The sequence below is a fragment of the Bradyrhizobium ferriligni genome (genome assembly GCF_056837965.1).
In genome coordinates, this window is the sequence record NZ_JBXEJO010000054.1 from 42,287 (window position 1) to 67,938 (window position 25,652).

Here is a 25,652-nt window from a genome sequence, read left to right on the forward strand (position 1 = left end):
ATTTCAAGAACAGGTCGGACAAGCTCCCATTGAGTAGCGACGACAATCGAAGTCGCCTTCGGGTCAGAAGCTGAAGAACTCGATGTGAGCACAATGCGTCGGCTTTCGGGTGCATAGCGACCAATCGCCGTCGGTCAGCGCCTCATGTCCTGCCCCCGCGCGTTCGCCGAGACTATGCTGGAAGGCCGGCCTTTCGCAGCCCGTCGACCAGGTGCTCCAAATCTTCGGCGCGTTTGAGAATGGATACCTGCTGCTGGGTGCCGCTGATGCTGTACCTTGGATTTAAGCGTAGAACCTCGTTTGCCTCTGCACGAGCATCTTCCATTCGTCCCAGCTGAGCGTACGTCGCGGCCAGGAAGGCGTGGCCATACTGGTGATTGGGCGCGCGGCTAATGGCTTCAGTCAACCAATGTTGGGCATCGTGGTATTCTTTGAGGTGGTAGTGAGCTACGCCGACCATCAACGGCGCAAAATGCGGATGGAATGGATCAAGGCGCATTTGCAACTTGGCGATGGCAATAGCTCTGGTCGGGTCTCCCACCGAGTAAAATATTTGCGCGAGGCGGTAATCCGCGAAATTGGGGTTTAGCGCCAGCGCTCTTTCGGCGGCGCCAGTCGCTGCGTCGAAGTCACGCTTCCGGATGATGTTATAGCCCAACTCGGCATAGGCTTCGGGCAGGCTCGGATTGTGGGCAATTGCCGTGCGCGCCAATTTGATGGCCAGGTCAAGGATGGTCGGGCTCAAATATTCATCATTCAGCGGATTGAGCCAAGCCACCCGGTGAGTGCTGGCCAGCATTGTATAGCAACGGGCATATTTCGGATCGATGGCCAGCGAATCTGCGAGGTGCCCTCGTGTCCTCAATAATTCCGCCATTTGCCACGAGGACTGGAACGCTATCCACGCCGCACTTGCGCGCATGTAGTGATCGTAGGCCTGCCAAGTCTTGGGCGGCTTGAGCAAGGTGCGTTCAGCTTCCGCCATGTTCACATGCGCGACCAGAATTGCGGCGATCGTCCGCGCCACGTCGTCCTGGATCGCAAATACATCCTTTAACTTCTGGTCATAGCGCTCGGCCCAGCGGTGGACGCCACTTGCAGCATCAATCAGCTGCGCCGTGATCCGAACTCGGTCATTGCCCCGACGAACGCTACCCTCCAGAACATAGCGCACGCCGAGTTCTCGGCCCACCAGACGCAAATCAACCGCTCTGCCCTTGTATCGAAAACTCGAATTGCGTGCGATCACGAACAAGTCCGAGAAGCGGGACAACTCGGTGATGATGTCTTCCGAAATTCCATCCGCAAAGTACTCCTGCTCTGGGTCGCGACTCATATTCTCAAAAGCCAGGACGGCGACCGATGGCTTGTCGGGAAGCGCAAGCGCCGGTCGCGCCGGAGCGTTGCCGAACGACACGCGATAGACCCGCACCGGCCGTGCAATGTTCTTCAGTTGATGCTCGCCACTATCTTCGAATTCGACGTCAAGCTTATCCTGCGTATCTTCGCGTACGCGTTGCGATACACAGATGTCGCCCGGCTCGCAAAGCGCCTCGAGCCGAGCTGCAACATTTACCCCGTCCCCAAAGATATCGCCGTCTTCTATGATGATGTCGCCGGCATTGATGCCAATGCGGAACTCGATCCGCTTTTCAATTCGCACATCGGTGTTTCGAGTGATCATGCCGCGCTGTATCGCAACGGCGCATCGCATAGCACCGACTACGCTGGCAAACTCCACCAAGATTCCGTCGCCAGCGCTTCTGATGAGCCGCCCGCCGTGCTTTTCGATCTCGGGATAGAGGAGCGCAGACAGATGTTCGTTCAGCCGGGCGTGCGTACCCTCCTCATCAGCACCCATGAGGCGGCTGTAGCCAGCCACATCGGCCACGAAAATAGCACTCAGTCGCCGTTCCACACGGTCTGCGGCCATAAAAGCTCGCCCTGATCCGATCCGACCCGATCTTTAGTCAAAGACTATTGTCAGAAGAAGGAGGTGTCTATCGGGCTCCGAACACCGGTGTCCTTCAGATAGTGCCAGCCCTCGTGCAGATAGTGCCAGCCCGCGTGCGAGCTTGGCGAGATCGACCCCGGTATCGAATTCTGCCCGCTTCGATGGCGAACCGCGTGCGAGGTACGGACGGATGGGCGCGCCCGCAGCGCGCCGGAGAGCCAAGCCGTTCAGATGACGTTCTTTCGGAGGTTGCGCCCTCGAAGGGAACGTGGTCCAGCTGTCCTTGAAAATCGCGATCCTCGTTGAAAAAGGGAATCAGCGAATGACGAGATTCACGCCGCTTTTTCTCGCTGCGCTTGTCATGCTCTCCAGTCCCGCACTTCCGAATGATGGACAGATTACATTGGTTGTGGGATTCGCGGCAGGGGGAACCTCTTCAACCGCAGCCAGAATCGTTGCTGAAGCAGCAGAGCAGATCGCGCGAACGTCGACGATCGTGGAAAATCGACCTGGCGCGGGAGGAGCAATAGCGGCGGATTGGGTAGTTCGGCAAAAGGGGACTCAGACACTCTTGTTCATGTCCTCCACGTCGTCGCTCAGAACGTCACCCCAAAGCGGGCTCGTGCCGATCGGAGTTTTGGCGACCTTCTCATACGTTGCAGTCACGAGAAAAGACGCTGCCGCGCATCTTGCTGAATACATGCAGGAGGCCTCGCGCGAGGAGAAATATCGCACCGTGGCCACCGCAGGCGCCGGGAGCATTCCCCATCTCATAGGTACAAAGCTTTTCAACGACTCCGGAGTGCCGATGGTGCACGTACCCTATCAAGGGTCGGCGCCAGCGATCCTCAGTGTCCTTGGGGGGCATGTCGCGGTTGCGATTGTTCCTTTTCCGGACTTTCTCCCGTTTCAAGATTCACTTCACATTCTTGCACAGACCGGCAGCGGGATTGAGACAGAAGGATGGGTCGGCATCTTGGCCCCGCCGGGAACATCAGCGGAGGAAGTCTCCCGACTCTCCGAGATTTTTCGGCAAGCATCGCAGCGTGCTCAGGAGAAACTGCAGAATGTCGGATTTAAGCAAGTATGGCGATCCGGTGCAGAGGCACGAGCGATGCATGAGAAAGATTACACCCAGTGGACGCCGATACTTAAGGTGCTCGGAATTCAACCCTGAGACGGCCGCGACGGCGACCGGCCATGACGTGACCAGGGGCTTCACACCCTGCCGTCTGGAGCAGCGTCGATTTTACGTGCCCTTTGGTTAGGCCCTCCGCTGTCTTTTCCGCATTCGGCGGCGCCCCTGCGCGGATGAAGCGCGGAGGCCAGGCTGCAGCCTTGTCGGGCGCTGACGGCCCGGGCGCTAACGGCGCTTTGATACTTTCTGGACCGTTTTGAGCGCTTGATTGACGCCCTTCAGCGATTCATTGACCCCCTCCAGCTGCGCTTGCAGAGCATCCCTGCGCTTCTGTAGGTCCTTCAGCAGTGCTTTCCTTTGCGCCGCGGTCAATTCCTCAAAGTCGATGAGATCCACTGCAAATCTACACATCGCCGCCTCCAAAGTGGCAAAACTAGATTTGATTAATCCCTTGTCCAATACACGGCAGAATTGTCGACAATTTCTAGTGGATAATCAAGCGGGATGATACTCGGCTCCGACGAATTCTGGGCGACCTTGCGCGCGGCGTGACACCGGCACAAAGCGTTGCACTTTTGGCACCGGCTTGGTGCGACTGACCTGATCGTTTCAAGGATCAATCAATCGGCCAAGCTGCGCGTTAGGGTTTGCGGCCGCATTGGCCAGGATTGCCGTGTAGTCGGCAATCCAATTCTGGACGGTGTTCGGCTCGAGCAACTCGTCCTTACGCCCGCACATGCCGGTCATTCCCGACGGGGTGTCCTTGAGGGTCATCGAAAGCCAGGCGCGGTCAATCGGCATGGCAGACCGTTCCTCCTGGTAGCCGAACGGGCGAACCGTCAGATCGGGCAGCCCGAGCGCTCGGCGGAACGCAACCTGGAGAACGAAATAAACTTGAACGAGTGATGCCGGGCACAGGCCGGTTTCTTCCGCCAGTCGGCTGGCAATGATATCGAATGGAAGTTCTTGTCTGGCGTAAGCCTCCAGGACGGCTCGGCGCACGCGATTGAGCGCTTCGCCAAAGGTCAGATCAGCATCAAGTTGGGTGCGGATGATCGTGGTGTTCGCGAACGGACCGATCACGCGTTCTGTCCGGAGTTGAGACCGATTGGCCATCAAGGTCGCGACGCAAATGTCGTTGCGCTCGCTCCGGAGCAGCAGCAGGGTCTTGAAACCGGCGAGTAAGCTCATGAACAGCGTTGCGCCCCGGTCGCGGCTCATGGCGCTGAGCTGCGTCACCAGATTGTTGGATATTTGAAAAGGCTCCTGGACAACGCGCGAGGTCAATTCACCTCCAACGCTGCTTTTCGGGGCCGCAAATGGAGGTGAAGCTTTGTCGAGGCACCGCTTCCAATAAGCGAACTGCTTGTTTGCTTCCTCAGTGCCGGACCACAAACGCTGCCGGCGAGCGAAATCGGAAAACTGAAGCGACGGTTCGGGCAGTTGCACCTTCGCACCGGAAATCGCAGCGGCATAGATCTTCAGAAGCTCTTCCATGAAGATTGCCATCGACCAGCCATCGATGATGATGTCGTGCATGACCAGAAGCAAAACATGGTCCCTGGCATCGAGCCGGAAGACATAGGCCCGGAACAGTGGCGCATTGTTCATGTCGATCGGCGCCAGGGAGCTCCGTTCGGCTTCCAACTTCGCCTTTACCAGCAGAAGTTCCTTGGCACGGGTATCTCCGGTATGCGCCGGGGCTGCATAATCCTTCACAGCCAGGATTGATCTGACATCGACGTCCGGCACGACGCGAGCGAGGGGGACCTCATCCTGCCAGATAAACGCCGTGCGCAGCATGTCATGCCGACGCACGACCTCGGCAAGGCTCCGCTCGAGCACGGGAATGCTTAGTCGGCCCTGCAATCGATAAGCGAACGGCAGGTTGAACTGGGGTAACCCGGGTAATTTTCGCTCGATGCGTAGCATGCGCTCCTGCACGACGGAGATTGACTGTGCGCCATCTGCATCAGCGGGCGAGATCTGCGATGGCGGATCGTGCGGGCGCGCCAACGAGCCCTCTTTTGATGATTCAAGGCGAAGCGCAAGCGCCGCAACGGTCGACGAATTGAAGATATCCTCGAACGACAGCGTGATGCCGAAGCGCTCTTCCACACGCAAAGTCAACTGGGTCATGGCAAGAGAATCCACGCCGAGCGCGAAGACATCCTGATCAACGCTGATCCGATCGATGTCCAGGATGTCCTTCCAGATACCGGCCAATTGACGCTCCAATTCCGAGCTGGGCGCAACTCCTTTGCCGTCGTCCTGGATTGGTCGAATCTTTGAAAAGCCGGCCGCAAGTTCATTGCGCTTGATCTTCCCGCCGGGGCCTTTCGGAATCTCCGGTACGATCACGATGAGGCCAGGGACCTTGAACCCGGCCAGGCGTCCGCGGGCAAAGTCTCGGAGACTCTGTACGCTCACCTTTGCGTCCTGACGCAGCACGATAGCGGCGGCGACGTCCGCGCCTAGTCGCTCGTGGGGAACAGGGAAAACAGCGGCTTCGATCACAGCCGGGTGGCTCAGCAAAGCGCCCTCTACCTCGGCGGGGGCAACCTTCTGGCCGCCCTTATGGATGATCTCCTTGATGCGACCGACGATAAAGAGATACCGGTCGGCGTCCAGGTATCCGAGGTCGCCGGTCCGGAACCAGCCGTCCTGAAATGCGGACGCTGTAGCGGCGGCATCATTGTCGTACCCCCTGGTTATGGTGGGACCTCGCAGCGCGATCTCTCCACGTTTGCCGGATGGCAGGCGACGGCCTCCTCTGTCCAGTATCCCGATCTCCGGGCCGGCCGGCCGGCCGACTGAACCGCGCTTTCGCCGCTGCAAGGGATTAGCAGCGATCTGGGTCGCGGCCTCCGTCATGCCGTAGGTGTCTATAACGGGAACGCCAAACAGCGCTTCTAGTCCGTCGAGCACTTCCGACGACAGAGATGTCGAAGCCGAACGAACGAGCCGCAGTGAGGACTGCTGCGCAGCCTGCCTGTAGGGATCCGCCGCCGCCAATAGTGCGCGATGGATTGCCGGTACCGCCGTGTACCAGGTTGGTCGGAACTCCGTCAGCCAGCCGAAGAACGCTGTTGCATCGAAGCCAGGCGGACAGACCGTACTGGAGCCTGCCGCAAGCGCGGCCAGAAGTCCCGAGATCAAGCCATGCCCATGAAAGAGAGGCAGTACGCTTAGCAATCGGTCGCGAGCCTCCAGCTCCAGGGCGGCGCCAACGTTGTCGGCCGACAGACAGACGCTCGCATGGGTCAGAGGGACCGTTTTGGGCCGCGACGTGCTGCCAGATGTCATCAGGATGAACGCGTCGTCAGCGCTGGACGCAAACTCGTCGTCAACCAGGAGCTGCGGTGCCCGACCGGCAACACTGAACGCACCGGCTCCCTCGTTCGGCCGAATCGACACATCGATCACGGGCACGCCCTGGATTTGGGCGGCGCCTCGGCTGGCCGAATTCAAGTCAGCGTGCGTCAATAGCGCCGCGAGCTGCAATTCGCCGAAATAACGCTGGTATTCGTCACAGGTGAAACCCGGATTGAGAGGCACGCAAACCGCGCCGGCCGCAACCGTGATCGCCGCTACTGCAGCCTCTGGTCCGTCCGGCAACACGACCGCGACCCTGTCAGTTCGGCGCACGCCGACGTTCCGTAACCCGAAAACCACTTCATTTGCCTGCGTCCATAGCGCGCCATACGTCATCGGGCGGCGCGCCGGGGCCAGAATGGCATAGCGCTCCGGCGCAGTTTCCGCATGGTCGGCGAGGAGGTCTCGAACGCACGGAAAGGGGCGTCTTCCGGCGCTCTTGCGTGCGTTACCTTTCCGCAATTCCTTGACAATATTCGACAACGCCGCCCCTCTTCGTCAATGTCGCTCCGTATGCTGAACTGGTGAAGTCAATTCCCAGAACCCTCAAACACATCGAAGACGAGAATACGCGGATAGCATCGTCGGGCAATCGACCGCGGGCGCCTCGGCTGCGCTCAGGCAAGTTGCCCGTTCTGACAGTGTGGGGAGGGGATGTATGCGCAATTTCGGAATATTAGAAGAATATCCCTGAGTTGCCCGACGTGTCAAGTTGCCTGGTCGACCCCGGCAGCCGCCGACTCCTTTGCATGGGGTTGTTTTCGATATTTTGGCAGCGCCGCCTGCCACGGCCCCATAACTCATCCCGCTTTAGTGCCGCACCACCAGCACCGAGCATTTGGCGTAGCGCACCACGTGGCCGGCATTTGAGCCGAGGAAGTAGGTGCGCATCGCCGGGCGGTGCGAGGTCATCACGATGAGGTCGGCCTTCATGGTCGCGGCCTCCTCGAGGATCTCATGATAGATGCCGCCCTGACGCACCACGCCCGAGATGCGGGAGGGCGCGATGCCGGATTCGCGCGCGACGATCGCAAGCGCTTCTTCCGACGTTTCGCGCTGCTGGCTGTCGAAATCCGCCGGCACATATTCGGCGAGCATCACCGGCGTCATCGGCAGCACGTTGAGCAGACGCACCGTCCCGTTCCATGTTTGCGACAATGTTGCAGCGGTTGCGATCGCCGGCTTCGCCAGATCGGTGTCGGCGAGGTCGATCGGCACGAGAATGGACTTGTACATCTGCGCCTCCTGTCCGCGATTGGTCTGGAGCCGTTTGGTCCCTGTGCCGGGACGCGCGCCTTCTTGTTCTTGAAGTCGTTCCGTATCGACGCGAACCGGTCCCCCTGTCGCGCAGACGTCAATATAGCATGGCGGAGCGGCGCTGTCCGCTTGCGTCAGCTGCGCGAGGCTTGCTTCAACAGTTTAGGGCTGACGAACAGGACGAGCTTGCCGCGCCGGAACGAGACGTCGTTCCAGTCGTCGGTCGCGAAGTCGAAAGCGGCGAGCCCCGAGGTCGGCAGATTGTCGCCGAGCGCGCGTTTTGCGGCCTCGTCGCCGCTGCCGGTGAGCGTCAGCGCGAGCTCGTGCATGCCGGGGTTATGGCCGATCAGCATCAGCCGCTTCGGATCGGTGACCGAAGCCATCCGGATCGCGGTCAGCAATTGCACCGGATCGGCGCCGTAGAGGTCCGGCACGAATTCGACTTTCGGCGCAGGTCCGGCGCCCTTCAGCGCCTCGCGCACGATGTCCCAGGTCTGCGTGGTGCGGACTGCCGGCGAGACCAGTGCCAGATTGGGCAGGGGCGGATGACGGGCGATCCAGCCGCCGATCTCCGCCGCATCGCGGTGGCCGCGCTCGTCGAGGCGGCGGTCCTGGTCGTGCCCCGAAGGCGCGTCGTGTTCGGTCTTGGCGTGACGCAGCAGCAGCAAACGGCGCATGGACTTCCATTCTCGATTCGGTCAGGTCGAATTAATCTACAGGCTCATGCCCTGGACAAGGTGACAAGCGCCGCAGCGGTTCGTAAGAAACGCCATGAGCGAGAGTTCCACAAGTGCGGCAGACGGCCCCGATCAGGCGGACTCGCCGTTCGGCGACCGTCTGGCGTTCGACCTCGACGTCGACATTTGCGTGGTCGGGGCCGGCCTGGCAGGCCTGACCGTGGCGCGGGAGGCGGCGCGGCTCGGGGCGAGCGTCGCGGTGCTCGAGGGCCGCCAGATCGGCTGGAACGCCTCCGGTCACCATCTCGGCACCGTGATGCCGGGATTCGGCCTGCCGATGACAGACGTGATCGAGCGCGTCGGCCTCGACGATGCCCGCGAATTGTGGGCATTGTCGAAGGAGGGCGCCGATTATGTCCGCGCCACCGCTACCGAAGATTTGATCCCGGGCATCGAGCCGAGCGATGGCGCGCTGGAGGTCTCCAATGTCGATGTCGGCGAGGCGCTGATCGGCCGCCTGCAGACCCTGGGCGAGGATTTCGCGACCGAGGTCGAGGGCTGGCAGGTCGATCGCGTGCGCAGCGTGCTCAGGACCGGCCGCTATTTCCACGGCATCTACTATCCGAAGGCGTTCCAGATCGATGGCCGCAAATATGTGCATGGCCTCGCCGCGCTGGCGATGCTGGCGGGCGTGCGGATCTTCGAGGAGACGCCGGTCGTCAGCATCGATTTTTCGGGCATCCGCAAACGCATCGTGACGCCGACGGCGCGGCTGCGCGCCAATCATATTGTCCTCGCCGGCAATATCCATCTCGGCGCGCCGTTGAAGCGCCTGTCCGATACGCTGCTGCCGGTGTGGCGCTACGCGGCATTGACCGAGCCGCTCGGGGAGCGGCTGGCGGAGACCATCGCGTTTCCCGGCTCGGTCGTCGACAGCAACGGCATCGACCATTTCCGTGTCGTCGATGGCGATCGGCTGTTGTGGGCGAGCCCCGAAACCACCTGGGACGCACGGCCGAAGCGGCTTGGCGGGGCGGTGCAGCGCCGCATCGCCACGGTGTTTCCGCAACTCGGCAAGGTTCCCATCGCGGAGATGTTCGGTGGCGCGGTCGGCGTTACCGTGCACGGCATGCCGCAGATCGGCCAGTTGCGCCGGGGCCTGTGGGTGGCGAGCGGCTTCGGCCGGCAGGGACTCAACACCTCGGCGCTCGCCGGGCAGCTGATCGCGCGCAGCATCCTGTGGGGCGACGATCGCTGGCGGCTGTTTTCGCCGTTCGAGCTGGTCTGGGCCGGTGGCACCACCGGCCGCGTCGCCGGCCATTTCGTCAGCCTGTGGGCGAGGGGCGCCGCGTCCGCGGCGGGTGTTCTGGCGCGCTACCGCGAGGGTGCACGTGCGAAGGAGCGCCTGCGCGAGGCGCGGCTCGCCGAGGCCAATCTCAGGGCGGGAACCAGGGGACCCGCACCCCGCCGTCCGCCCCCGTCGGCCGTGCGGCCGGCGCGGCCGCCCGCGCCGAGGCCGATCGAGGACGGCGAGGCGCCGTATCCGGATGCCTCGCAAGAAAGTGAGCGGATCTCCGACGGGCGGATGTAACGTCCGTCGGCGGGGTTCGTATCTGTTGACGAACCTCGGGCGCGCCCCCTGAGCCGTCCGCACCGGAGATGATTGATGATCGATCGCCGCATCCTGCTTGCTTCCGTCGCCGGCCTGTTCGGCTTCGCCGCCTTTCGCTGGCTGCGCGCCTCGCCGGCGCAGGCCGCCGAGAAATTCGAGATCGAGAAGACCGACGCCGAATGGCGCGCGCAGCTGACGCCGCAGCAATACGAGATCCTGCGCAACCAGGGCACCGAGCGGCCGGGATCGAGCCCGCTGCTCAAGGAGCACCGCAAGGGCACCTTCGCCTGCGCCGGCTGCGACCTGCCGCTGTTCTCGTCCGAGACCAAGTATGAGAGCGGCACCGGCTGGCCGAGCTTCTACAAGCCGCTGGACAATGCGGTCGGCACGACGTCGGACCGCACTTTCGGCATGGTGCGCACCGAGGTGCATTGCCGCCGCTGCGGCGGCCATCTCGGCCACGTCTTCGACGACGGCCCGAAACCGACCGGGCTGCGCTACTGCATGGACGGTTTCGCGCTGGTGTTTCACCCGGCGGCGCCGTCGGCGACCTGACATTCCTTCCCGGCAATTGTTGCCGCTCCCGGCAAATGTGCCCCGGTCGAACGACCGGGGCATTTTTTTCAAGCGGATGATTTTGTTACGTTTTGTTTCGTGGCACGACCTTTGCGACATGCTCCGCCGATGCGGCCATTCCTGTGATTGCCAGCCGCCGGGAATCGAATTGGAGAACATGTCATGGGTATCTTCGGCGCTCTCACGACGGCTGTCGGTGGCTTGCGCGCGGGGTCTTACGCGCTCGAAAACATCTCGGGCAACATCGCCAACTCGCAGACCACCGCCTTCAAGCGCATCGATACCTCGTTCCTCGACCTCGTCCCGCAGACCGCGCTGACTGCGCAGCTCGCCGGCGGCGTCACCGCGCAGTCTCGCTCGACCAACTCGGTGCAGGGCGACGTGCAGTCGGCATCGGTCGCGACCTTCATGGCGATCAACGGCAACGGTTTTTTCGCGGTGCAGAAGCCTGGCAGCTTCACCGACGGCGCGCCGGTGTTCGACGGCGTCGACCGCTATACCCGCCGCGGCGATTTCCAGCTCAACAAGGACGGCTATCTCGTCAACGGCGCCGGCTACTATCTCGAGGGCGTGCCGATCGACCCGACCACCGGCAACCCGGCGGGCTCATCGCCGCAGGTGCTGCAATTCAAGAACGACTTCCTGCCGGCGCAGCAGACCACCAAGATCGACTATCGCGCCAACCTCGCGTCCTATCCCTTGACCACGGCGCATGACACTTCGGTTCCCGGTTCCGAGCTGATCCGGCCGGGCGCGTTCAGCAGTGGAAATAATCCGTTGGTGCTGGGCACGCCGGCTGCGCCGTATACCGATTCCGCCATCACCGGCACCGCGCAAAACAACAAGGCGACGCCGTCGGTGGCCATTACCGCCGCGACCCTGCTTTCGGGCGCAGCCGGCACCGATTCGATCAATACCAACTTCAGCGCCGGCTCTGCCGGCCCGCCCGTCGTGCCCGCCGACACGATCACGGTCAACGGGACCGTCATCACCTTCGTGGCTTCGGGGGCGACCGGCAACCAGCTCAACGTCACCGACAGCATCGGAACGCTGCTCGCGAAGATCGACTCCATTACCGGTACCACGACGTCATCGACGATCAGCGGCGGCAAGATCACCTTGCACTCCGGCAAATTGGCCGACCTCAACGTGACGAGTTCGAACGCGACCGCCTTCGCAGCGCTCGGCTTCACCGGCTCGGCGGTTGCGGTTCGCGGCGGCGGCGGCACGGTCGGCACCGGCCAGGTTGTCGGCAACGACAACTCGACCTTCCTGAACGAATCCGTCTCGGGCGGCGCCGTCACGGCTTACGACGTGTCGGGCGCGCCGGTGAACCTGCAATTCCGCTGGGCCAAGACCGACAGCTCCTCGCTGGGCAGCGGACATACCGACACCTGGAACCTGTTCTATCAGGTCAATCCCAATGCGACCGGCACGCAGGTCTCCTGGCAGAACGTCAACGTCAACTTCACCTTCGCCTCGAACGGCCAGATGTCGCCGGCGATCTCCTCGGTGGCGCTCACCAATGCCGTCGTCAACGGCGTGTCGCTCGGCAGCCCTGTGATCAATTTCGGCTCCGGCGGCGTGACCCAGTTTGCTGACGCCAACGGCAACGTTCAGGTCAACCAGATCCAGCAGGACGGCTTCCCCGCCGGCCAGCTGCAGTCGGTCAGCGTGTCCACCAACGGCCGCATCGTCGGCAACTACACCAACGGCCGCAACATCGACCTCGCTGAAATCTCGGTGGCGACCTTCAACGGCACCAACTTCCTCAAGCGCATCGACGGCGGTGCGTTCGAGGCGACCGACGAGTCCGGCGCGGCGCTGTTCGGCAAGGCCGGCACCATCGTCGGTTCCTCGCTCGAGAGCTCGAACACCGATATTGCCGACGAATTCACCAAGCTGATCGTGACCCAGCAGGCCTATTCGGCGAACACCAAGGTGATCACCACAACCAATTCGATGGTGCAGGATCTCCTGAACGTGGTGCGCTGATCGCATCACTGCTGCACGTGTGAAGAAGTAAAGGCGAGTACACATCATGGGTTTGAGCCAAGCCCTTTCCACCGCGATGTCGGGCCTGCGCGCCACGCAGGCCTCGCTCTCGCTCGTGTCGTCGAACGTCGCCAACGCGGAGACGCCCGGCTATGTCAGGAAGACGCTCAACCAGGTCACCGGAACCACCGGCCAGTACGGATCGAGCGTCCTCATCACCGGCGTCAACCGCCAGCTCGACGAATTCCTGCAGACCCAGCTTCGCACCGAGACGTCGGGAGCGGCCTACGCCGACGTCCGCTCGGACTTCCTGGCCAATCTGCAGGGCGTGTACGGCAATCCCGACTCCACCGGCACGATCGAGGACGCCTACAACAAGTTCCTGACCGCGCTGCAGGGGCTGTCGACCAGCCCGGAATCGCAGTCGGCCCGCATCGGCGTGATCAATGCCGCGCAATCGATGGCGCAGCAGCTCAACGCGACCTCGCAGGGAATCCAGACGCTGCGCGCCAACGCCGAGGCCGGCATCAGCGACTCCATCAACAGCGCCAACAATGCGATGCAGCAGATTGCGCGCCTCAATGTCCAGCTGGCGGCCAATGGCGGCACGACCGATGCCTCGACCGCGGCATTGCTCGATCAGCGCGACCGCTACGTCACGCAGCTCTCGCAGCTGATGGACATCCGCACCGTCACCAACAGCCAGAACCAGGTGAGCGTGTTCACCAATTCCGGCGTGCAGCTGGTCGGCACCGAGGCCGCGACGCTCAGCTTCAACGCCCAGGGCACGATGACGCCCAACACGTTGTACAATACCGACCCGACCAAGAGCACGGTCGGCACCATCACCATCACGTTCCCGCATGGCGGCACCTATGACATGGTGTCGACCAACTCGATTCGCTCCGGCAAGATCGCCGCCTATCTCGAGTTGCGCGACAACACGCTGGCGCAGGCCCAGACACAGATCGATCAGTTCGCCGCCGCGATGTCGAGCGCGCTGTCGGACAAGACCACCACGGGCACCGCGGCGACGGCGGGAGCGCAGTCCGGCTTCGACCTCGACCTCTCGGGGCTGCAGAACGGCAACACCATCCACGTCTCCTATAAGGACAACACCACCGGCCTCACGCATAATCTGTCGATCATTCGCGTCGACGATCCGAGCGTGCTGCCGCTGAGCAACACCGCGACCGTCGATCCGAACGACGAGGTGCTGGGCATCGATTTCTCCGGCGGCATGAGCTCGGTGCTGTCTCAGCTCAACGGCGCACTCGGCGGAACCGGCCTGCAATTCTCCAATCCGTCGGGGTCGACGCTGCGCGTGCTCGACGACGGCGCCGTCAACAAGGCCGATGTGACCGCGGCGTCGGTCACCTCGACAGTTTCGTCGCTGACCTCGGGCGATCCGCACCTTCCGCTGTTCACCGACAATGGCGGGCTCTACACCGGCGCGATCACCGCGAACGGCTCGCAGACGACCGGCCTTGCCGCGCGCATCAGCGTCAACACCGGCCTGATCGGCGATCCCTCGCGCATGGTGGTGTACTCGACCAATCCGCAGACGCCGGCCGGCGACACCACGCGCGCCAACCTCGTTCTGAACCAGCTGTCGAACGCCTCGTACAGCTATTCGCCGCAGACCGGCCTTGGCACGTCAGGCGCACCGTTTACCGGCACGCTGCTCAACTTTGCCAAGCAGTTCATCAGCCAGCAGGGCGAGTCGGCGACCGCTGCCAAGCAACTGGCTGACGGCCAGGATGTCGTGCTCAACACGCTGCAGACCAAGATGGACTCGACCTCCGGCGTCAACATGGACGAGGAGATGGCGCATCTGCTTTCGCTGCAGAATGCCTATTCCGCCAATGCGCGCGTCATGTCGTCGATCAAGCAGATGTACGACGCGCTGCTGCAGCTCACGTGAGGGTAACATGTCGATCGACGGCGTAAGCGGCAGAACTTCCTATATCGGCACCACGATCCTCAACCTGCGGAATCAGCTCAATGACCTGACCACGCAGCTTGCGACCGGCAAGGTATCGACGACCTATGCGGGGCAGGGGCTCGATCGCGGTTTTGCGCTCAGCCTGCGCGCGCAGATCAGCGGCATCAACGCGTTCTCCGATACCGCCACCAACCTCAACACGCGCCTGAGTGTCGCGAATCTCACCTTGCAGGGCCTGTCCGACGTCGGGACCCAGGTGAAGAACGCCGCGACGACGGCGACGCTGACGCTCAACGACAGCGGCCAGACCTCGGGCCAGATCACGGCGCAGGCGGCCTTCGCCAACGCGGTCGCGATGCTGAACAGCCAGTCGGGCGACCGCTATCTGTTTTCCGGCCGCGCGATGGATACGCCGGCCACGGTGTCCGCCGATACCATGCTCAAGGGCACGGCAACCCAGGCCGGGCTCACCCAGCTCATCAATGAGCGCAAGCAGGCCGATCAGGGCGCCGGCATGATGGGCCGCCTGAGCGTCTCGTCGCCGCCGGCGACCACGACGGTCACGAGTATCGCCGAGGACGGCTCGCCGTTCGGCCTGAAGCTTTTGTCGGTGCAGTCGTCGTTGACGGGCGGCGCCACGGTGACGCAGCCGGCCGGCACGCCGAAGTCGGCTTCGGTCGATCTCGGCGCCGTCAATCCGAAGGAAGGCGACAAGATCAAGTTCAACTTCACGCTGCCCGATGGCACCACCGATGCGATCGAGCTCACGGCGACCACGACGAACCCGCCGCCCGCCGGCTCGTTCCTGATCGGCGCCGACACCGCGGCGACGACGGCCAACCTGCAGTCGACGCTGACCTCGTCGATCAAGACCTTGAGCGACACGTCGCTGGTCGCGGCGTCCGCGGTCGCGGCGTCGAACAATTTCTTCAATCCGGTCGCGACCGTCTCGGGCGCGGCGGTCAACAACCATAACACGCCGCCGGCGCCGATCAGCGGCGCCACGGCCCTTTCGGGGGCGGCGGGCACCGACTCGCTGTCGACGAGCTTTGCCGCCGGTGACACCATCACGGTGAACGGCACGCCGATCACCTTCGTGGCCTCGGGCGCCACCGGCAACCAGGTCAACGTCACCGACAGCGTGCAGACGTTGATGGCCAAGATCGACCAGATCAGCCGCACCAAGAACCCGTCGACCATCAGCAACGGCGCGATCACCTTGCACGGCGCCGACGGCGAGAGCCTGTCGATCTCGAGCTCCAACGCCGCCGCACTCGGTGCGCTCGGCATCGCCAACAACACCACCGCAGCGCCGGCGCCGCTCAGGGTAGGGGGACCGCCGTTCGACACCGCGACCAACCTGGTCGCGGGCACGCCCGGCAACACCGTCTACTGGTACACCGGCGAGAACGGCCCGGGGTCGGCGCGCGGCACCGCGGTCGCGCAGGTCGATCAGTCGATCACCGTGCAGTATGGCGCGCGCGCCAACGAACAGGCCTTCCGCTATTTGCTGCAGAACGTCGCGGTGTACGCAGCCGTCACCACCAATGCCAGCAACTCGAATGCGAGCGCGCAGGTGACGGCGCTCGCGCAGCGCGTGAGCGCCAACCTCGCCCCGCAAAACGGTCAGCAGCAGATCCAGGACGTGCAGGCCGAATTCGCCGGTGCGCAGACCGCGACCAAGGCTGCCACCGATCGGCAGACCCAGCTCAAGGGGATGGCGGAAACGATGCTCGACTCCGTCGAGGGCGTCAATCAGGACGAGGTCGCGACCAAGATCCTCGCGCTGCAAACCAGCTTGCAGGCGTCGTACCAGACCACGTCGATGCTGTATCAGACGACGCTGCTGAAATACCTGCCGATCAGCTGATCGCGCGCCCTTCATCTGCAGCCAGCAAAAAGGCCTCCGCGTGGAGGCCTTTTCGTTGAGCCGAGTAGGGCTAGAGCGTTTTCAAGCTAGGTGGACGCCGGTTCGCGTGAAGAAAACGCGTTAAAATGAGAAGCTCTACGCGCTCTTGCGTGTGTCGTCGCGATCGGCGTTCTGCTGGTCGCGCGCGGTTTCCAGCAGCTTCTCTTCGTGTGCGATCAGCTTCTTGGACTCCTTCAGCGCGTGGTAGAGGTCGCCGTTGAGGATGAAGTTGTTGACGCTTTCGATGAACGGCCACGCGCTCGGCATCGCGGTGATGATGTCGCGCACCAGACTGAAATAGGTCGGGTGGTGCGCCATCGGGTCCGGCGACAGATACATCAGCTGCACGGCGAGATAGATCAGCTTCGCCGGCGTGTCCGCGGTCTCGGGCGTCAGGATGTCCTTCTCGCGCAGGATCGGGATGCGGTCGCCGTCGATCAGCAGGCGGGCGCGCTGGTCCGTGTTGGTGATCACGCAATTGCCGACGATGATGCGCTCGTTCGGTTTGAGTTCGACCTTCAGGGCCATGACCGTTCTCCTTTGCCTGCAGTCGCGCGACGTCTTCGCTGGCGGAGCGAAGTGGTTCGGCACTGCTTAGCAGCCGCCGTTGCGGGCAGGGGCCGATGCGACAGCGATCCTTTCCCATGATGGTTAATGCTTGGTGAACGAGGGGCGGGCGCTGGCGTCGTTATCTGGCCGGAATTGTCAGTCGCCTCAGTAGTTTTCGGGGCGAACCTCGCCCAATGGCGACAATTTTATTCTTCGGCCTTTGTCTCAAATGCCGTGCCGGAGATTTCTTTTTCCTTCGCGGCCAGACCGCAGGATCGGCCATCCGCCCGATCAGAAAGGATTGGAGCGGCTTTCTCCTCAGTTTCACACCAGAAAGGTATGAAAATGTCCGATATCATTCTCTCCTCCTCCGTTCGTCAGAACCTCCTCTCCCTCCAGTCCACCGCCGATCTGCTCTCCACGACGCAGAACCGCCTTGCCACCGGCAAGAAGGTCAACACGGCGCTCGACAACCCGACCAACTTCTTCACCGCGCAGTCGCTCGACAACCGCGCCAGCGACATCAACAACCTGCTCGACGGCATCGGCAACGGTGTGCAGGTGCTGCAGGCCGCCAACACCGGCATCACCTCGCTGCAGAAGCTGGTCGATACCGCGAAGTCGATCGCCAACCAGGTGCTGCAGAGCCCGACCGGCTACACCACCAGGTCGACGGTCACCTCCACCGCAGCGCTCGGCGGCACGTCTGCCAACCTCGTCGACGGCACCACGATCAAGAGCGGTGACGTCCTGGCGATCGCAGCGTCGGCCGGCCAGCCTGCCTTCAGCTTTACGTTCGGGGCCAGCACGTCGCTGGCGCAGCTGAACACATCGCTGGCGGCCAGCAACCTGACGGCGAGCCTCGACAGCTCCAACAAGCTCGTCATCACCACGACCAATGACGCAGCGTCCTCGACCATTGGTGCGGTGACCTTCACGAACACCGGTGGCGGCACCGCGACGTTCAGCGCGGCCGGCACGGCCCCCGTTGCCGACCAGGCCTCGCAGTCGGCGCGCGCCGCGCTGGTGACGCAGTACAACAACACCATCGCGCAGATCACGACCACGGCGCAGGACGCCTCGTTCAACGGCATCAACCTGTTGAACGGCGACAGCCTGAAGCTGACTTTCAACGAGACCGGCAAGTCGACGCTCAGCATTACCGGCGTCACCTTCAATGCCAGCGGCCTCGGTCTGAAAGCGCTGACCGCGGGCACCGACTTCCTCGACAACAACTCGGCGAACAGCGTCATTGCGTCGCTGAGCTCGGCGAGCTCCTCGTTGCGCAGCGAGGCCTCGACGCTGGGTTCGAACCTGTCGATCGTGCAGATCCGTCAGGATTTCTCGAAGAACCTGATCAACGTGCTGCAGACCGGCTCGTCCAACCTGACGCTGGCCGACACCAACGAGGAAGCGGCCAACAGCCAGGCGCTGTCGACCCGCCAGTCGATCGCGGTCTCCGCGCTGGCGCTCGCCAACCAGAGCCAGCAGAGCGTGCTGCAACTGCTCCGCTAAGCGCGCCGGCAAGTGCTTCGAGAACGGCGGGGGAAACCCCGCCGTTTTCTTTTGTCTCCGGGATATTACGGTGTCTGTTCATGCCCTCAGAACGGCGCATTTCGTAACGGCTGCTAACCATATTTAAAGGCGCCGGATGCATAAATATCGGGCGCTAGAATTGCGTCTTCGCGGCTCGAGAAATCCGCATCCCATCGAGGTCATTGAATGTCGAATGCAGCCCAGGCCTACGCTCGTACCTCCACGACGACGGCGTCCCCCCGTGAAATCGAAGCGCAGGCGCTGTTGAAGGCCGCGCGGCAGCTGCAGGAAGTCCAGACCAACTGGAACGGTCCCGACAAGGCGCTCGATCATGCGTTGCTGTTCAATCGCCGGTTGTGGTCGATCTTTCTCAGCGCCGCGCAAGGCGACGACAATCCGCAGCCGCTCGAGATTCGCCAGAACATCGCCAATATCGGCGTGTTCGTGATGAAGCAGACCGTCGACATCCAGATGAATCCGGATCCGGCGAAACTGAAGTCGCTGATCGATATCAATTGCAATATCGCCGCCGGCCTCTCGGGCCGCGGCTGATCGATCGATTCCTGACGGAGCCCTCGGCATGGCCGACGTGTTGAGCATCCTGTCGGCCAACTACAAGGCCGCCGGCCTGACGGTCCCGTCGAAGACGCCGTATGTGGCCGTCGATCCGAACCTCTATGAGGGCAGCTGGAGCGGCAAGTACGCCAACAACAAATCGTTCAACATCTCGGTGTCGAACGTCGATGGCTTCCGCGCCAAGGTCCACTACCAGAGCGACGGCACCAGCAAGTATCAGGACGTGCTGATCAAGGATGGCGGGTTCCGGATTGGCGATACCAAGTTCGCGCTGGTGCAGCAGGGGACGGCGTTGATCGCCAATGTCGTCACCGATCCGGCCACCGGAGCGACCTATCTCGACAAGGCCTACGCCACGCAGAAGACCTGAGCGGTCGTTGGTCCGCGCCTAGGCGCGGCGATCGGTGGCACGAACCCGCGTCGGCGCGTCCTTGCTGAGATCGAGCGCGTGGAAATAGGCGCGGCGGCGCAATACGGCTTCTTCCGGAAACTGCCTCACCACCAAATTCGTGCGATTGTCGACCACCTGATAGACCACGGCGCGCGCGTCGCGGTCGATGATGACCTGGTCGCTGACCGACGGAGCCTGATTTGAAATCGATGCGTTGACGGCGTTGGGGTCGATGGTGACGCGCACGCTCGGCTCCGGAGCGGTGACGCTCTGGCTCGCCGGCAGTTCAGTCTTGACCGCCTTCTGCGCCGTATCGCTCGTGGGAGAGACCATCGGCGCCGCGACCGGTGCCCCCACCGGCTTGATGTTGAAATCTGTACTCATGGCAGCCTCGTAGTGCACAGGCACTAGTTTGCTTGAGTCAAATCCCAACCCCTCACGGTCCGCAACTCTACGGGGAACCTCTCAATAGGCTGTTAGAAAACACGCTGAATGCCGCGCTGCCGGGGCGGCGTCGAATTGAGCTAAATTGTAAGCGTACACGTCAGAGCGTGCGGCTGACCGCGATCGGCGTCATGTTGCGCGGGCCGGGCGTTGCGCGCTGTCCGCTTGCGGTATAGGTGTTCGGAATGTTGCGGCGCTGCACCTCGGCATTGACGCCGCGCACGATCCCTTCGGAGACGGCATGCGCGGTCGCAAGCACGGTCAAATTGACCTGCAGCATGGCGCGGAACGTCTCGTGATGACGCCGCAGCGTCGCGAGCAGCTCGGGATCGGTCTGCGACAGCATCTTCTGCATCGATTTCAGATGCTCCACCGCGAGCATGTAGCGCCGCGACAGCTCGGACTTCTGCGCCTCGAGCCGCATGCCCTCGCGGATCTTGCCGGCGCGGACGAACTCGGTCTCCTGCTCGATCACGGCGAGCAGGCCGCTCATCACTTCGGTCAGCTCGTTGGCAAGACGCGCGACGTCCGGCGGCGTCGACGTCGCGGACCGCGCGGTGGGGGCGGATGCTGCTGGCCGCGGCTGCTGTGGACGCTGGTTCATCGCGCTGCTCCTTGAAACCCTAGCTCTTGTTCTCCTGCTGCAGGATCAGCGAGCGGAACACTTCGTTGGAAATCCCGACGCCGCCGGCCTTGGCGAAATTCTTCGAGTATTCGTCGGTCAGCATCGATCGCCATGCGCCGGTGCCGACGGTGTCGCCGTACGGTCCGTCGCCCTTCAGGCCGGTCGTCATCTGCGAGAACATCGAATTCAGGAACATCGATTCGAAATCGGTCGCGGTCGCCTTTGCCTTGGCGGCTTGCTGCGGCGTCACCTTCTTCAGCGCGTCCTGCAGCACGGGATCGGGGCGGCCGTTGAACATCGGCATCAACGCCTTGTTCGGCATGCTGCCGGTGGTGCTGTTGATCAGGCTCGCCATCACATCACCTCGATGTCGGCTTCGATCGCGCCGGCGGCCTTGATCGCCTGCAGGATGCTGATGAGATCGCGCGGTCCGATGCCGAGGCCGTTGAGGCCGTCGACCAGCTGCTGCAGCGAGACGCCGTCCTTGACCACGGCGAATTTCTTGCCGTCCTCGCTGACGCCGACGCTGGTGCGCGGTGTCACGACTGTTCGGCCGCGCGACAGTGGATTGGGCTGGCTGACCTGCGGACTCTCGGAGATCGAGACGGTGAGATTGCCCTGCGCGACGGCGACGGTGGCGACGCGAACGTCGCGGCCCATCACGATGATGCCGGAGCGCTCGTCGATCACGATCTTGGCCACGAGATCGGGATCGACCTGCAGCTGCTCGATCTCGGTCAGGAAGGCGACGACGTTGCCCTTGAATTCCGTCGGGATCGCAAGCTGCACGGTGGAGGGATCGATCGGCTCGGCGGTCTTGACGCCGAGATAGTCGTTGACCGCCGCCGCGATCCGCTTGGCGGTGGTGAAGTCGGCGTTGCGCAGCGCGAGGCGCACATTGGGCAGGCGGTTGAGCGCGAACTCGATCTCGCGCTCGATGATGGCGCCGTTGGCGATCCGGCCGACGGTCGGCACGCCGCGCACGACGCTGGCGGCGGCGCCTTCGGCCGCGAAGCCGGCGACCGCCACCGATCCCTGCGCCACCGCATAGACATTGCCGTCGGCGCCGAGCAGGGGGGTGACGAGCAGGGTGCCGCCCTGCAGGTTCTTGGCATCGCCGAGCGCGGAGACGGTGACGTCCATGCGCGTGCCCTGGGTGCCGAACGCCGGCAGATTGCCGGTCACCATCACGGCGGCGACGTTGCCGGTGCGGATGGTGGCGCCGCGGATGTTGACGCCCATGCGCTCGAGCATCGCCTGCAGCGATTGCTTGGTGAAGGGGATGTTGTTCAGCGTATCGCCGGTGCCGTTGAGGCCGACCACGAGGCCGTAGCCGATCAGCTGGTTCTGGCGCACGCCCTCGATATTGGCGAGATCCTTGATCCGCGAGGTCGCGGCCGCCGGCATGACGGAGGCCGCCAGCGCCAGCAGCGCGGCGCAGGCCACTCCGAACAGATTTGCGATGCGGATGCCGGGCATCCCGATGCTCCCCTCGAACTGAACTCGCGGATTGCGCGACACTCCCATGACGGCGATCCGCCATTAACCATGCGAGCTGCGTGCCACTCCGCTCCGCTTGGGCAATGTATTGATATATTTATCGAAATTGTCGGGCCGTCATTTCCTCGGGTTCGCCAGGGAGCGCGAAACTGCCGCGCGGCGGCAGAAATTGCCGGGTCGTTTAGGCGCCGTTAACCATAAAACGGCGATGCTGGGCTCATTCAGGCCTGCGGGATCACGACGATGCGCATCTACGGACCGAACGGCACCACGCTTGGCACGTCCACCGGCGCCACGCGGCGCACCTCGTCGAGCGGCTTCTCGCTGCCGGATGCGACGACCGCGCAGGAGGAGATTCGCTCCACCACGGCGCCGAAGGCCACCGCCAGCCTCGATGCGCTGCTCGCGCTGCAGGGTGTCGAGGACCCGACCGAACGCCGCAAGCGCTCGGTCGCCCGCGGCAAGGGCGCGCTCGACGTGCTCGATGCGCTCAAGCTCGGCCTGCTGTCAGGCAATTTCGATTCCTCCACGGTGAACCGGCTGCGTGACGCCGCGGCGAGCCTGAAGGAATCCTCCGGCGATCCCGGCCTCGATGCCGTGCTCGGCGAGATCGAGCTGCGCGTCGAGGTCGAGCTCGCCAAGGCCGGGCAATACTAGGCTCCTCCCGATCATCTCACCTGTCCCACGCCGTCAGTGCCTTCAGGCCGCCAGTGCCTCAGGCCGCAGTGCCTCAGGCCGCCAGCGCTTTGCGCTGCGCGTCGTAGCGGCGCTGCGCGGCCAGCACTTCCTTCAGATTCTGTTCGGCCCAGTCGCGCAGCGGATCGACCGCTTCGGCGAGCGTCGATCCCAGCGGCGTGATTGAATACTCCACCGTCACCGGCACCGTTGCGATCGCCCGGCGGCGCAGCAGCCCGTCGCGCTCCAGGCTTTTCAGCACCTGCGACAGCATCTTCTGCGAGATGCCTTCGATGGCGCGGCGGAGCTGGTTGAAGCGCATCGGCTCGCCGCGCAGCAGCAGCAGGATCAGCACCGCCCATTTGTCGCCGACCCGGTCGAGGATCTGGCGCGTCGGGCAATTGGCGGCATAGGCGTCCGGCTTGAGGCTCGTGGCTTTCATCGCGGTTACTCCGGCGTGATCAGGTGAGACGAGAGTGCCTTCTTCACACCTACATCCATTTCGCTATCTAGTCACCATTGGAAACCATCAATCGGAGACTTGAGATGAAGATCGCCATCGCCGGCGCGTCCGGCCAGGCCGGCTCGCGCATCACCGCGGAACTCGCCCGCCGCGGCCACGCCGTCACCGCCATCGCCCGCAACCCGGAGAAGATCGCCAGCCTGCCCAATGTCACTGCCCGCAAGGGTGACGCGAACGACCAGGCCGGCCTGGCCGCGCTGTGGGCCGGCCACGATGCCGCGATCAGTTCGATCCATTTCCTGGTCAGCGACCCCGCCAAGCTGATCGGGGCTGCCAAGGCATCCGGGGTCGGCCGCTATCTCGTGGTCGGCGGCGCCGGCAGCCTTGAGGTGGCGCCGGGCGTCCGCCTGGTGACCACCCCCAACTTTCCGCCCCAATATAAGGCCGAGGCCTCCAAGGGGGCTGAGTTCCTCGACCTGCTGCGCCAGGAAAAGGACCTGAACTGGAGCTTTTTGTCGCCCTCGGCGCTGTTCGTGGCCGGCGAGCGGACCGGCAAGTTCCGCCTCGGGACCGACCAGCTTCTGACCGCAGCCGACGGCAAAAGCTCGATCTCGTTCGAGGATTTCGCAGTTGCACTCGCCGACGAAATCGAGCGTCCGGCCCATATCCGCCGCCGTTTCACGGTCGGTTATTGAGGGGGCAGGGCCGTCCCCGGGCAGGGCGGATAAGTTTGCCTGTGCAAGGCCTTGGGGGCGGCCCGCCTTTCGCGGTGGCAGATATTGTCTGTCACATGACGTGGCTATATAAGGCGCCGCGCGGAGGGGTTGTGTTCCCTCCGCCTGACAGGGACATGGCTGCCTTTGGAAAAGCTGAAGAACTACCGGCCGACTGAAAAAGAGCCTTTCATGAATGAGCGGCAGCGCGATTATTTCCGCGCCAAGCTGCTGGCCTGGAAGGATGAGATCCTCCGCGAATCGAAGGTCACGTTGCAGACGTTGCAGGAAGAGAACGTCAATCATCCCGACCTCGCGGACCGAGCGTCCTCGGAAACCGACCGCGCGATCGAACTTCGTGCCCGCGACCGTCAGCGCAAGCTGATCTCCAAGATCGACGCGGCGCTCCAGCGCATCGAAGACAACACCTATGGCTATTGCGAAGAGACCGGTGAACCGATCTCGCTGAAGCGGCTCGAAGCCCGCCCGATCGCAACGCTGTCGGTGGAGGCGCAGGAACGCCACGAGAAGCGCGAGAAGGTCTATCGCGACGAATAGTGGCGACGGATCGCCACAGATTGCTACCGGCGCGTACCGGTTGTACGTTCGCGCCGCCATGATGACACGCACTCTCAACATCGCTTCGGTGTTTTTCCTGGGCTGATCCCGCTTCTTTATGGAAGCGCTGAGCGGCCCCACGAGCTTTCGCTCCTGGGATTCCAGTGAAACCGAATGAGCCGGTCAGGTTCCGCGCATCGCGGAGCAGCGATGGCTGGCGACAGTTTGAGAGACAATCATGACCCGTCGAAACGACCCGCGTGCGCTTGACGGCGCGCAGATCGAGCAATTCATCCAACAGGGCTTTGTCCGGATCGACAGCGCCTTTCCCCGGGAACTCGCCGACCGGGGACGCGCCATCATGTGGCGTGATCTGCCGTGCAGCGAGCACGACCCTTTGACCTGGACCCAACCGGTGATCCGGTTGCCGGGGTACGGCGGAACGCCGTTTCGCGAAGCGATCAACACGCCGCTGCTGCACCGGGCGTTCGATCAGATCGCCGGTCCCGGCCGCTGGCGCCCGCGCGACGACATCGGAACCTTTCCGGTGCGCTTCCCGCATCCGGACGATCCCGGCGATGCCGGCTGGCATATCGACGTCAGCTTCCCTGGCGAGGATTGCGATCCCAACGAGCGCGGCGACTTCTCCGCCTGGCGGGCCAATGTCGTCTCGCGCGGCCGGGCGCTGTTGCTGTTGTTCCTGTTCTCCGACGTCGGCGAGGACGACGCGCCGACCCGGATCAGGGTCGGCTCGCACCTTCCGATGGCGCGCTATCTCGCGCCGGCGGGCGAGGCCGGGCGCGCACGCATGGTGCTCGACGATGTCGGCGCCGACTGCGAGGTTGCGCTCGCGACGGGTGAAGCCGGCACGGTCTATCTGTGCCATCCGTTGCTGGTGCATGCCGCGCAGAAGCATCGGGGCATGACGCCGCGCTTCATGGCCCAGCCGTCGCTCGCTGCCGGCGAACCGTACCGGCTGGAACGTGCGGATGGTGCGTATTCGCCGGTCGAGATCGCGATCCGAAAGGCGCTTGGCATGGAGTGATGTCCGATGGCCGTCTGGTGAAGCGGCCGCCACGGGCTGTCTTCGCCTCTCCCGCTTGCGGGGGAGGCCGGATCGCATCGCTAGATGCGATCCGGGTGGGGGCTCTCTCCGCGATATCACTCGTGGAGAAACCCCCACC

24 protein-coding genes are annotated in these 25,652 nt (G+C 63.3%); 13 read left to right on the top strand and 11 right to left on the bottom strand.

The genetic code is table 11. The features are described from left to right. Positions 1-172: 172 nt before the first annotated feature. Positions 173-1,933 (bottom strand): adenylate/guanylate cyclase domain-containing protein, encoded by a 1,761-nt coding sequence (locus AC1VNY_RS28630; RefSeq protein ID WP_482407704.1) that lies wholly within the window; start codon positions 1,931-1,933, stop codon positions 173-175. Between the two features lie 289 nt (positions 1,934-2,222). On the opposite strand from AC1VNY_RS28630, the gene AC1VNY_RS28635 reads away from it, so the two are divergent. Further along, positions 2,223-3,131, top strand: a complete 909-nt coding sequence (locus AC1VNY_RS28635) for a Bug family tripartite tricarboxylate transporter substrate binding protein (protein ID WP_482407705.1) — start codon at positions 2,223-2,225, stop codon at positions 3,129-3,131. 186 nt (positions 3,132-3,317) lie between these two features. On the opposite strand, the gene AC1VNY_RS28640 is transcribed toward AC1VNY_RS28635, so the two are convergent. The 4 genes from AC1VNY_RS28640 to AC1VNY_RS28655 form a co-directional block, all read right to left on the bottom strand. Further along, positions 3,318-3,488, bottom strand: a complete 171-nt coding sequence (locus AC1VNY_RS28640) for a hypothetical protein (RefSeq protein WP_193395257.1) — start codon at positions 3,486-3,488, stop codon at positions 3,318-3,320. A 213-nt stretch (positions 3,489-3,701) separates the two neighbouring features. After that, positions 3,702-6,950, bottom strand: coding sequence for an AMP-binding protein (locus AC1VNY_RS28645; RefSeq protein ID WP_482407706.1), 3,249 nt, complete (start codon positions 6,948-6,950; stop codon positions 3,702-3,704). Positions 6,951-7,277: 327 nt separating this feature from the next. After that, positions 7,278-7,703: a universal stress protein gene (locus tag AC1VNY_RS28650; protein WP_016840840.1), complete on the bottom strand. Its 426-nt coding sequence runs from the start codon at positions 7,701-7,703 to the stop codon at positions 7,278-7,280. Between the two features lie 155 nt (positions 7,704-7,858). Next, positions 7,859-8,401: a SixA phosphatase family protein gene (locus AC1VNY_RS28655; protein ID WP_482407707.1), complete on the bottom strand. Its 543-nt coding sequence runs from the start codon at positions 8,399-8,401 to the stop codon at positions 7,859-7,861. Between the two features lie 94 nt (positions 8,402-8,495). Between AC1VNY_RS28655 and AC1VNY_RS28660 the strand changes: the two genes are divergently transcribed. The 5 genes from AC1VNY_RS28660 to AC1VNY_RS28680 all read left to right on the top strand — a co-directional run bounded on the left by AC1VNY_RS28660 (position 8,496) and on the right by AC1VNY_RS28680 (position 16,399). Beyond that, entirely contained in the window at positions 8,496-9,992 is a 1,497-nt protein-coding gene (locus AC1VNY_RS28660) for an NAD(P)/FAD-dependent oxidoreductase (protein WP_482407708.1), read from the top strand. Positions 9,993-10,067: 75 nt separating this feature from the next. Beyond that, positions 10,068-10,568, top strand: coding sequence for a peptide-methionine (R)-S-oxide reductase MsrB (msrB, locus tag AC1VNY_RS28665; RefSeq protein ID WP_057016674.1), 501 nt, complete (start codon positions 10,068-10,070; stop codon positions 10,566-10,568). Between the two features lie 183 nt (positions 10,569-10,751). Then, a complete protein-coding gene (locus AC1VNY_RS28670; RefSeq protein ID WP_482407709.1) occupies positions 10,752-12,584 on the top strand; it encodes a flagellar hook protein FlgE in 1,833 nt (610 codons plus the stop codon). A 46-nt stretch (positions 12,585-12,630) separates the two neighbouring features. Next, a complete protein-coding gene (gene flgK / locus AC1VNY_RS28675; protein WP_482407710.1) occupies positions 12,631-14,508 on the top strand; it encodes a flagellar hook-associated protein FlgK in 1,878 nt (625 codons plus the stop codon). 7 nt (positions 14,509-14,515) lie between these two features. Continuing rightward, the gene (locus tag AC1VNY_RS28680; RefSeq protein WP_482407711.1) at positions 14,516-16,399 is read left to right on the top strand and encodes a flagellar protein; all 1,884 of its coding nucleotides are present in this window, start codon (positions 14,516-14,518) and stop codon (positions 16,397-16,399) included. A 135-nt stretch (positions 16,400-16,534) separates the two neighbouring features. On the opposite strand, the gene flbT is transcribed toward AC1VNY_RS28680, so the two are convergent. Beyond that, positions 16,535-16,966: a flagellar biosynthesis repressor FlbT gene (gene flbT, locus AC1VNY_RS28685; RefSeq protein WP_482407712.1), complete on the bottom strand. Its 432-nt coding sequence runs from the start codon at positions 16,964-16,966 to the stop codon at positions 16,535-16,537. 366 nt (positions 16,967-17,332) lie between these two features. Between flbT and AC1VNY_RS28690 the strand changes: the two genes are divergently transcribed. The 3 genes from AC1VNY_RS28690 to AC1VNY_RS28700 all read left to right on the top strand — a co-directional run bounded on the left by AC1VNY_RS28690 (position 17,333) and on the right by AC1VNY_RS28700 (position 19,469). After that, positions 17,333-18,502: a flagellin N-terminal helical domain-containing protein gene (locus AC1VNY_RS28690; protein WP_035631872.1), complete on the top strand. Its 1,170-nt coding sequence runs from the start codon at positions 17,333-17,335 to the stop codon at positions 18,500-18,502. Between the two features lie 207 nt (positions 18,503-18,709). Beyond that, positions 18,710-19,075 carry a flagellar biosynthesis regulator FlaF gene (gene flaF, locus AC1VNY_RS28695; protein ID WP_016846762.1) on the top strand — a complete coding sequence of 122 codons (366 nt, stop codon included), beginning with the start codon at positions 18,710-18,712 and terminating at the stop codon, positions 19,073-19,075. A gap of 28 nt (positions 19,076-19,103) precedes the next feature. Then, the gene (locus tag AC1VNY_RS28700) at positions 19,104-19,469 is read left to right on the top strand and encodes a hypothetical protein (RefSeq protein ID WP_016846761.1); all 366 of its coding nucleotides are present in this window, start codon (positions 19,104-19,106) and stop codon (positions 19,467-19,469) included. Positions 19,470-19,487: 18 nt separating this feature from the next. Here AC1VNY_RS28700 and AC1VNY_RS28705 read toward each other — a convergent pair whose 3' ends face one another. The 4 genes from AC1VNY_RS28705 to AC1VNY_RS28720 form a co-directional block, all read right to left on the bottom strand. Beyond that, complete coding sequence (locus tag AC1VNY_RS28705; protein WP_028337698.1) at positions 19,488-19,874, bottom strand: hypothetical protein; 387 nt, start codon at positions 19,872-19,874, stop codon at positions 19,488-19,490. A 160-nt stretch (positions 19,875-20,034) separates the two neighbouring features. Continuing rightward, the gene (locus tag AC1VNY_RS28710) at positions 20,035-20,538 is read right to left on the bottom strand and encodes a hypothetical protein (protein WP_482407713.1); all 504 of its coding nucleotides are present in this window, start codon (positions 20,536-20,538) and stop codon (positions 20,035-20,037) included. 19 nt (positions 20,539-20,557) lie between these two features. Next, positions 20,558-20,914: a flagellar assembly peptidoglycan hydrolase FlgJ gene (flgJ, locus tag AC1VNY_RS28715; protein ID WP_482407714.1), complete on the bottom strand. Its 357-nt coding sequence runs from the start codon at positions 20,912-20,914 to the stop codon at positions 20,558-20,560. Beyond that, the gene (locus AC1VNY_RS28720) at positions 20,914-22,038 is read right to left on the bottom strand and encodes a flagellar basal body P-ring protein FlgI (protein WP_038385504.1); all 1,125 of its coding nucleotides are present in this window, start codon (positions 22,036-22,038) and stop codon (positions 20,914-20,916) included. Before AC1VNY_RS28720 ends, flgJ begins: the two co-directional genes overlap by 1 nt. A 264-nt stretch (positions 22,039-22,302) precedes the next feature. Here AC1VNY_RS28720 and AC1VNY_RS28725 point away from each other — a divergent pair, with 264 nt between their 5' ends. Continuing rightward, positions 22,303-22,716, top strand: coding sequence for a flagellar assembly protein FliX (locus tag AC1VNY_RS28725; protein WP_482407715.1), 414 nt, complete (start codon positions 22,303-22,305; stop codon positions 22,714-22,716). Between the two features lie 73 nt (positions 22,717-22,789). On the opposite strand, the gene AC1VNY_RS28730 is transcribed toward AC1VNY_RS28725, so the two are convergent. Then, positions 22,790-23,176, bottom strand: coding sequence for a winged helix-turn-helix transcriptional regulator (locus AC1VNY_RS28730; protein ID WP_411783251.1), 387 nt, complete (start codon positions 23,174-23,176; stop codon positions 22,790-22,792). A gap of 104 nt (positions 23,177-23,280) precedes the next feature. Here AC1VNY_RS28730 and AC1VNY_RS28735 point away from each other — a divergent pair, with 104 nt between their 5' ends. The 3 genes from AC1VNY_RS28735 (at position 23,281) to AC1VNY_RS28745 (ending at position 25,513) form a co-directional block, all read left to right on the top strand. After that, a complete protein-coding gene (locus AC1VNY_RS28735; RefSeq protein WP_482407716.1) occupies positions 23,281-23,892 on the top strand; it encodes an NAD(P)-dependent oxidoreductase in 612 nt (203 codons plus the stop codon). Positions 23,893-24,102: 210 nt separating this feature from the next. Beyond that, complete coding sequence (gene dksA, locus AC1VNY_RS28740; protein WP_170991616.1) at positions 24,103-24,468, top strand: RNA polymerase-binding protein DksA; 366 nt, start codon at positions 24,103-24,105, stop codon at positions 24,466-24,468. A gap of 238 nt (positions 24,469-24,706) precedes the next feature. Beyond that, positions 24,707-25,513, top strand: coding sequence for a phytanoyl-CoA dioxygenase family protein (locus tag AC1VNY_RS28745; protein WP_482407717.1), 807 nt, complete (start codon positions 24,707-24,709; stop codon positions 25,511-25,513). The last annotated feature ends 139 nt before the right edge of the window (positions 25,514-25,652 follow it).

Excerpts from the sequence above, each read along its gene's own strand:
- AC1VNY_RS28680 (WP_482407711.1), top strand. The coding sequence starts at position 14,516 with ATGTCGATCGACGGCGTAAGCGGCAGAACTTCCTATATCGGCACCACG.
- flaF (WP_016846762.1), top strand. The coding sequence starts at position 18,710 with ATGTCGAATGCAGCCCAGGCCTACGCTCGTACCTCCACGACGACGGCG.
- AC1VNY_RS28700 (WP_016846761.1), top strand. The coding sequence starts at position 19,104 with ATGGCCGACGTGTTGAGCATCCTGTCGGCCAACTACAAGGCCGCCGGC.
- dksA (WP_170991616.1), top strand. The coding sequence starts at position 24,103 with ATGAATGAGCGGCAGCGCGATTATTTCCGCGCCAAGCTGCTGGCCTGG.
- flgJ (WP_482407714.1), bottom strand. The coding sequence starts at position 20,914 with ATGGCGAGCCTGATCAACAGCACCACCGGCAGCATGCCGAACAAGGCG.
- flgK (WP_482407710.1), top strand. The coding sequence starts at position 12,631 with ATGGGTTTGAGCCAAGCCCTTTCCACCGCGATGTCGGGCCTGCGCGCC.
- flbT (WP_482407712.1), bottom strand. The coding sequence starts at position 16,966 with ATGGCCCTGAAGGTCGAACTCAAACCGAACGAGCGCATCATCGTCGGC.
- AC1VNY_RS28655 (WP_482407707.1), bottom strand. The coding sequence starts at position 8,401 with ATGCGCCGTTTGCTGCTGCTGCGTCACGCCAAGACCGAACACGACGCG.
- AC1VNY_RS28630 (WP_482407704.1), bottom strand. The coding sequence starts at position 1,933 with ATGGCCGCAGACCGTGTGGAACGGCGACTGAGTGCTATTTTCGTGGCC.
- AC1VNY_RS28745 (WP_482407717.1), top strand. The coding sequence starts at position 24,707 with ATGACCCGTCGAAACGACCCGCGTGCGCTTGACGGCGCGCAGATCGAG.
- AC1VNY_RS28725 (WP_482407715.1), top strand. The coding sequence starts at position 22,303 with ATGCGCATCTACGGACCGAACGGCACCACGCTTGGCACGTCCACCGGC.
- AC1VNY_RS28730 (WP_411783251.1), bottom strand. The coding sequence starts at position 23,176 with ATGAAAGCCACGAGCCTCAAGCCGGACGCCTATGCCGCCAATTGCCCG.
- AC1VNY_RS28660 (WP_482407708.1), top strand. The coding sequence starts at position 8,496 with ATGAGCGAGAGTTCCACAAGTGCGGCAGACGGCCCCGATCAGGCGGAC.
- msrB (WP_057016674.1), top strand. The coding sequence starts at position 10,068 with ATGATCGATCGCCGCATCCTGCTTGCTTCCGTCGCCGGCCTGTTCGGC.
- AC1VNY_RS28705 (WP_028337698.1), bottom strand. The coding sequence starts at position 19,874 with ATGAGTACAGATTTCAACATCAAGCCGGTGGGGGCACCGGTCGCGGCG.
- AC1VNY_RS28650 (WP_016840840.1), bottom strand. The coding sequence starts at position 7,703 with ATGTACAAGTCCATTCTCGTGCCGATCGACCTCGCCGACACCGATCTG.
- AC1VNY_RS28690 (WP_035631872.1), top strand. The coding sequence starts at position 17,333 with ATGTCCGATATCATTCTCTCCTCCTCCGTTCGTCAGAACCTCCTCTCC.
- AC1VNY_RS28735 (WP_482407716.1), top strand. The coding sequence starts at position 23,281 with ATGAAGATCGCCATCGCCGGCGCGTCCGGCCAGGCCGGCTCGCGCATC.
- AC1VNY_RS28720 (WP_038385504.1), bottom strand. The coding sequence starts at position 22,038 with ATGCCCGGCATCCGCATCGCAAATCTGTTCGGAGTGGCCTGCGCCGCG.
- AC1VNY_RS28710 (WP_482407713.1), bottom strand. The coding sequence starts at position 20,538 with ATGAACCAGCGTCCACAGCAGCCGCGGCCAGCAGCATCCGCCCCCACC.
- AC1VNY_RS28670 (WP_482407709.1), top strand. The coding sequence starts at position 10,752 with ATGGGTATCTTCGGCGCTCTCACGACGGCTGTCGGTGGCTTGCGCGCG.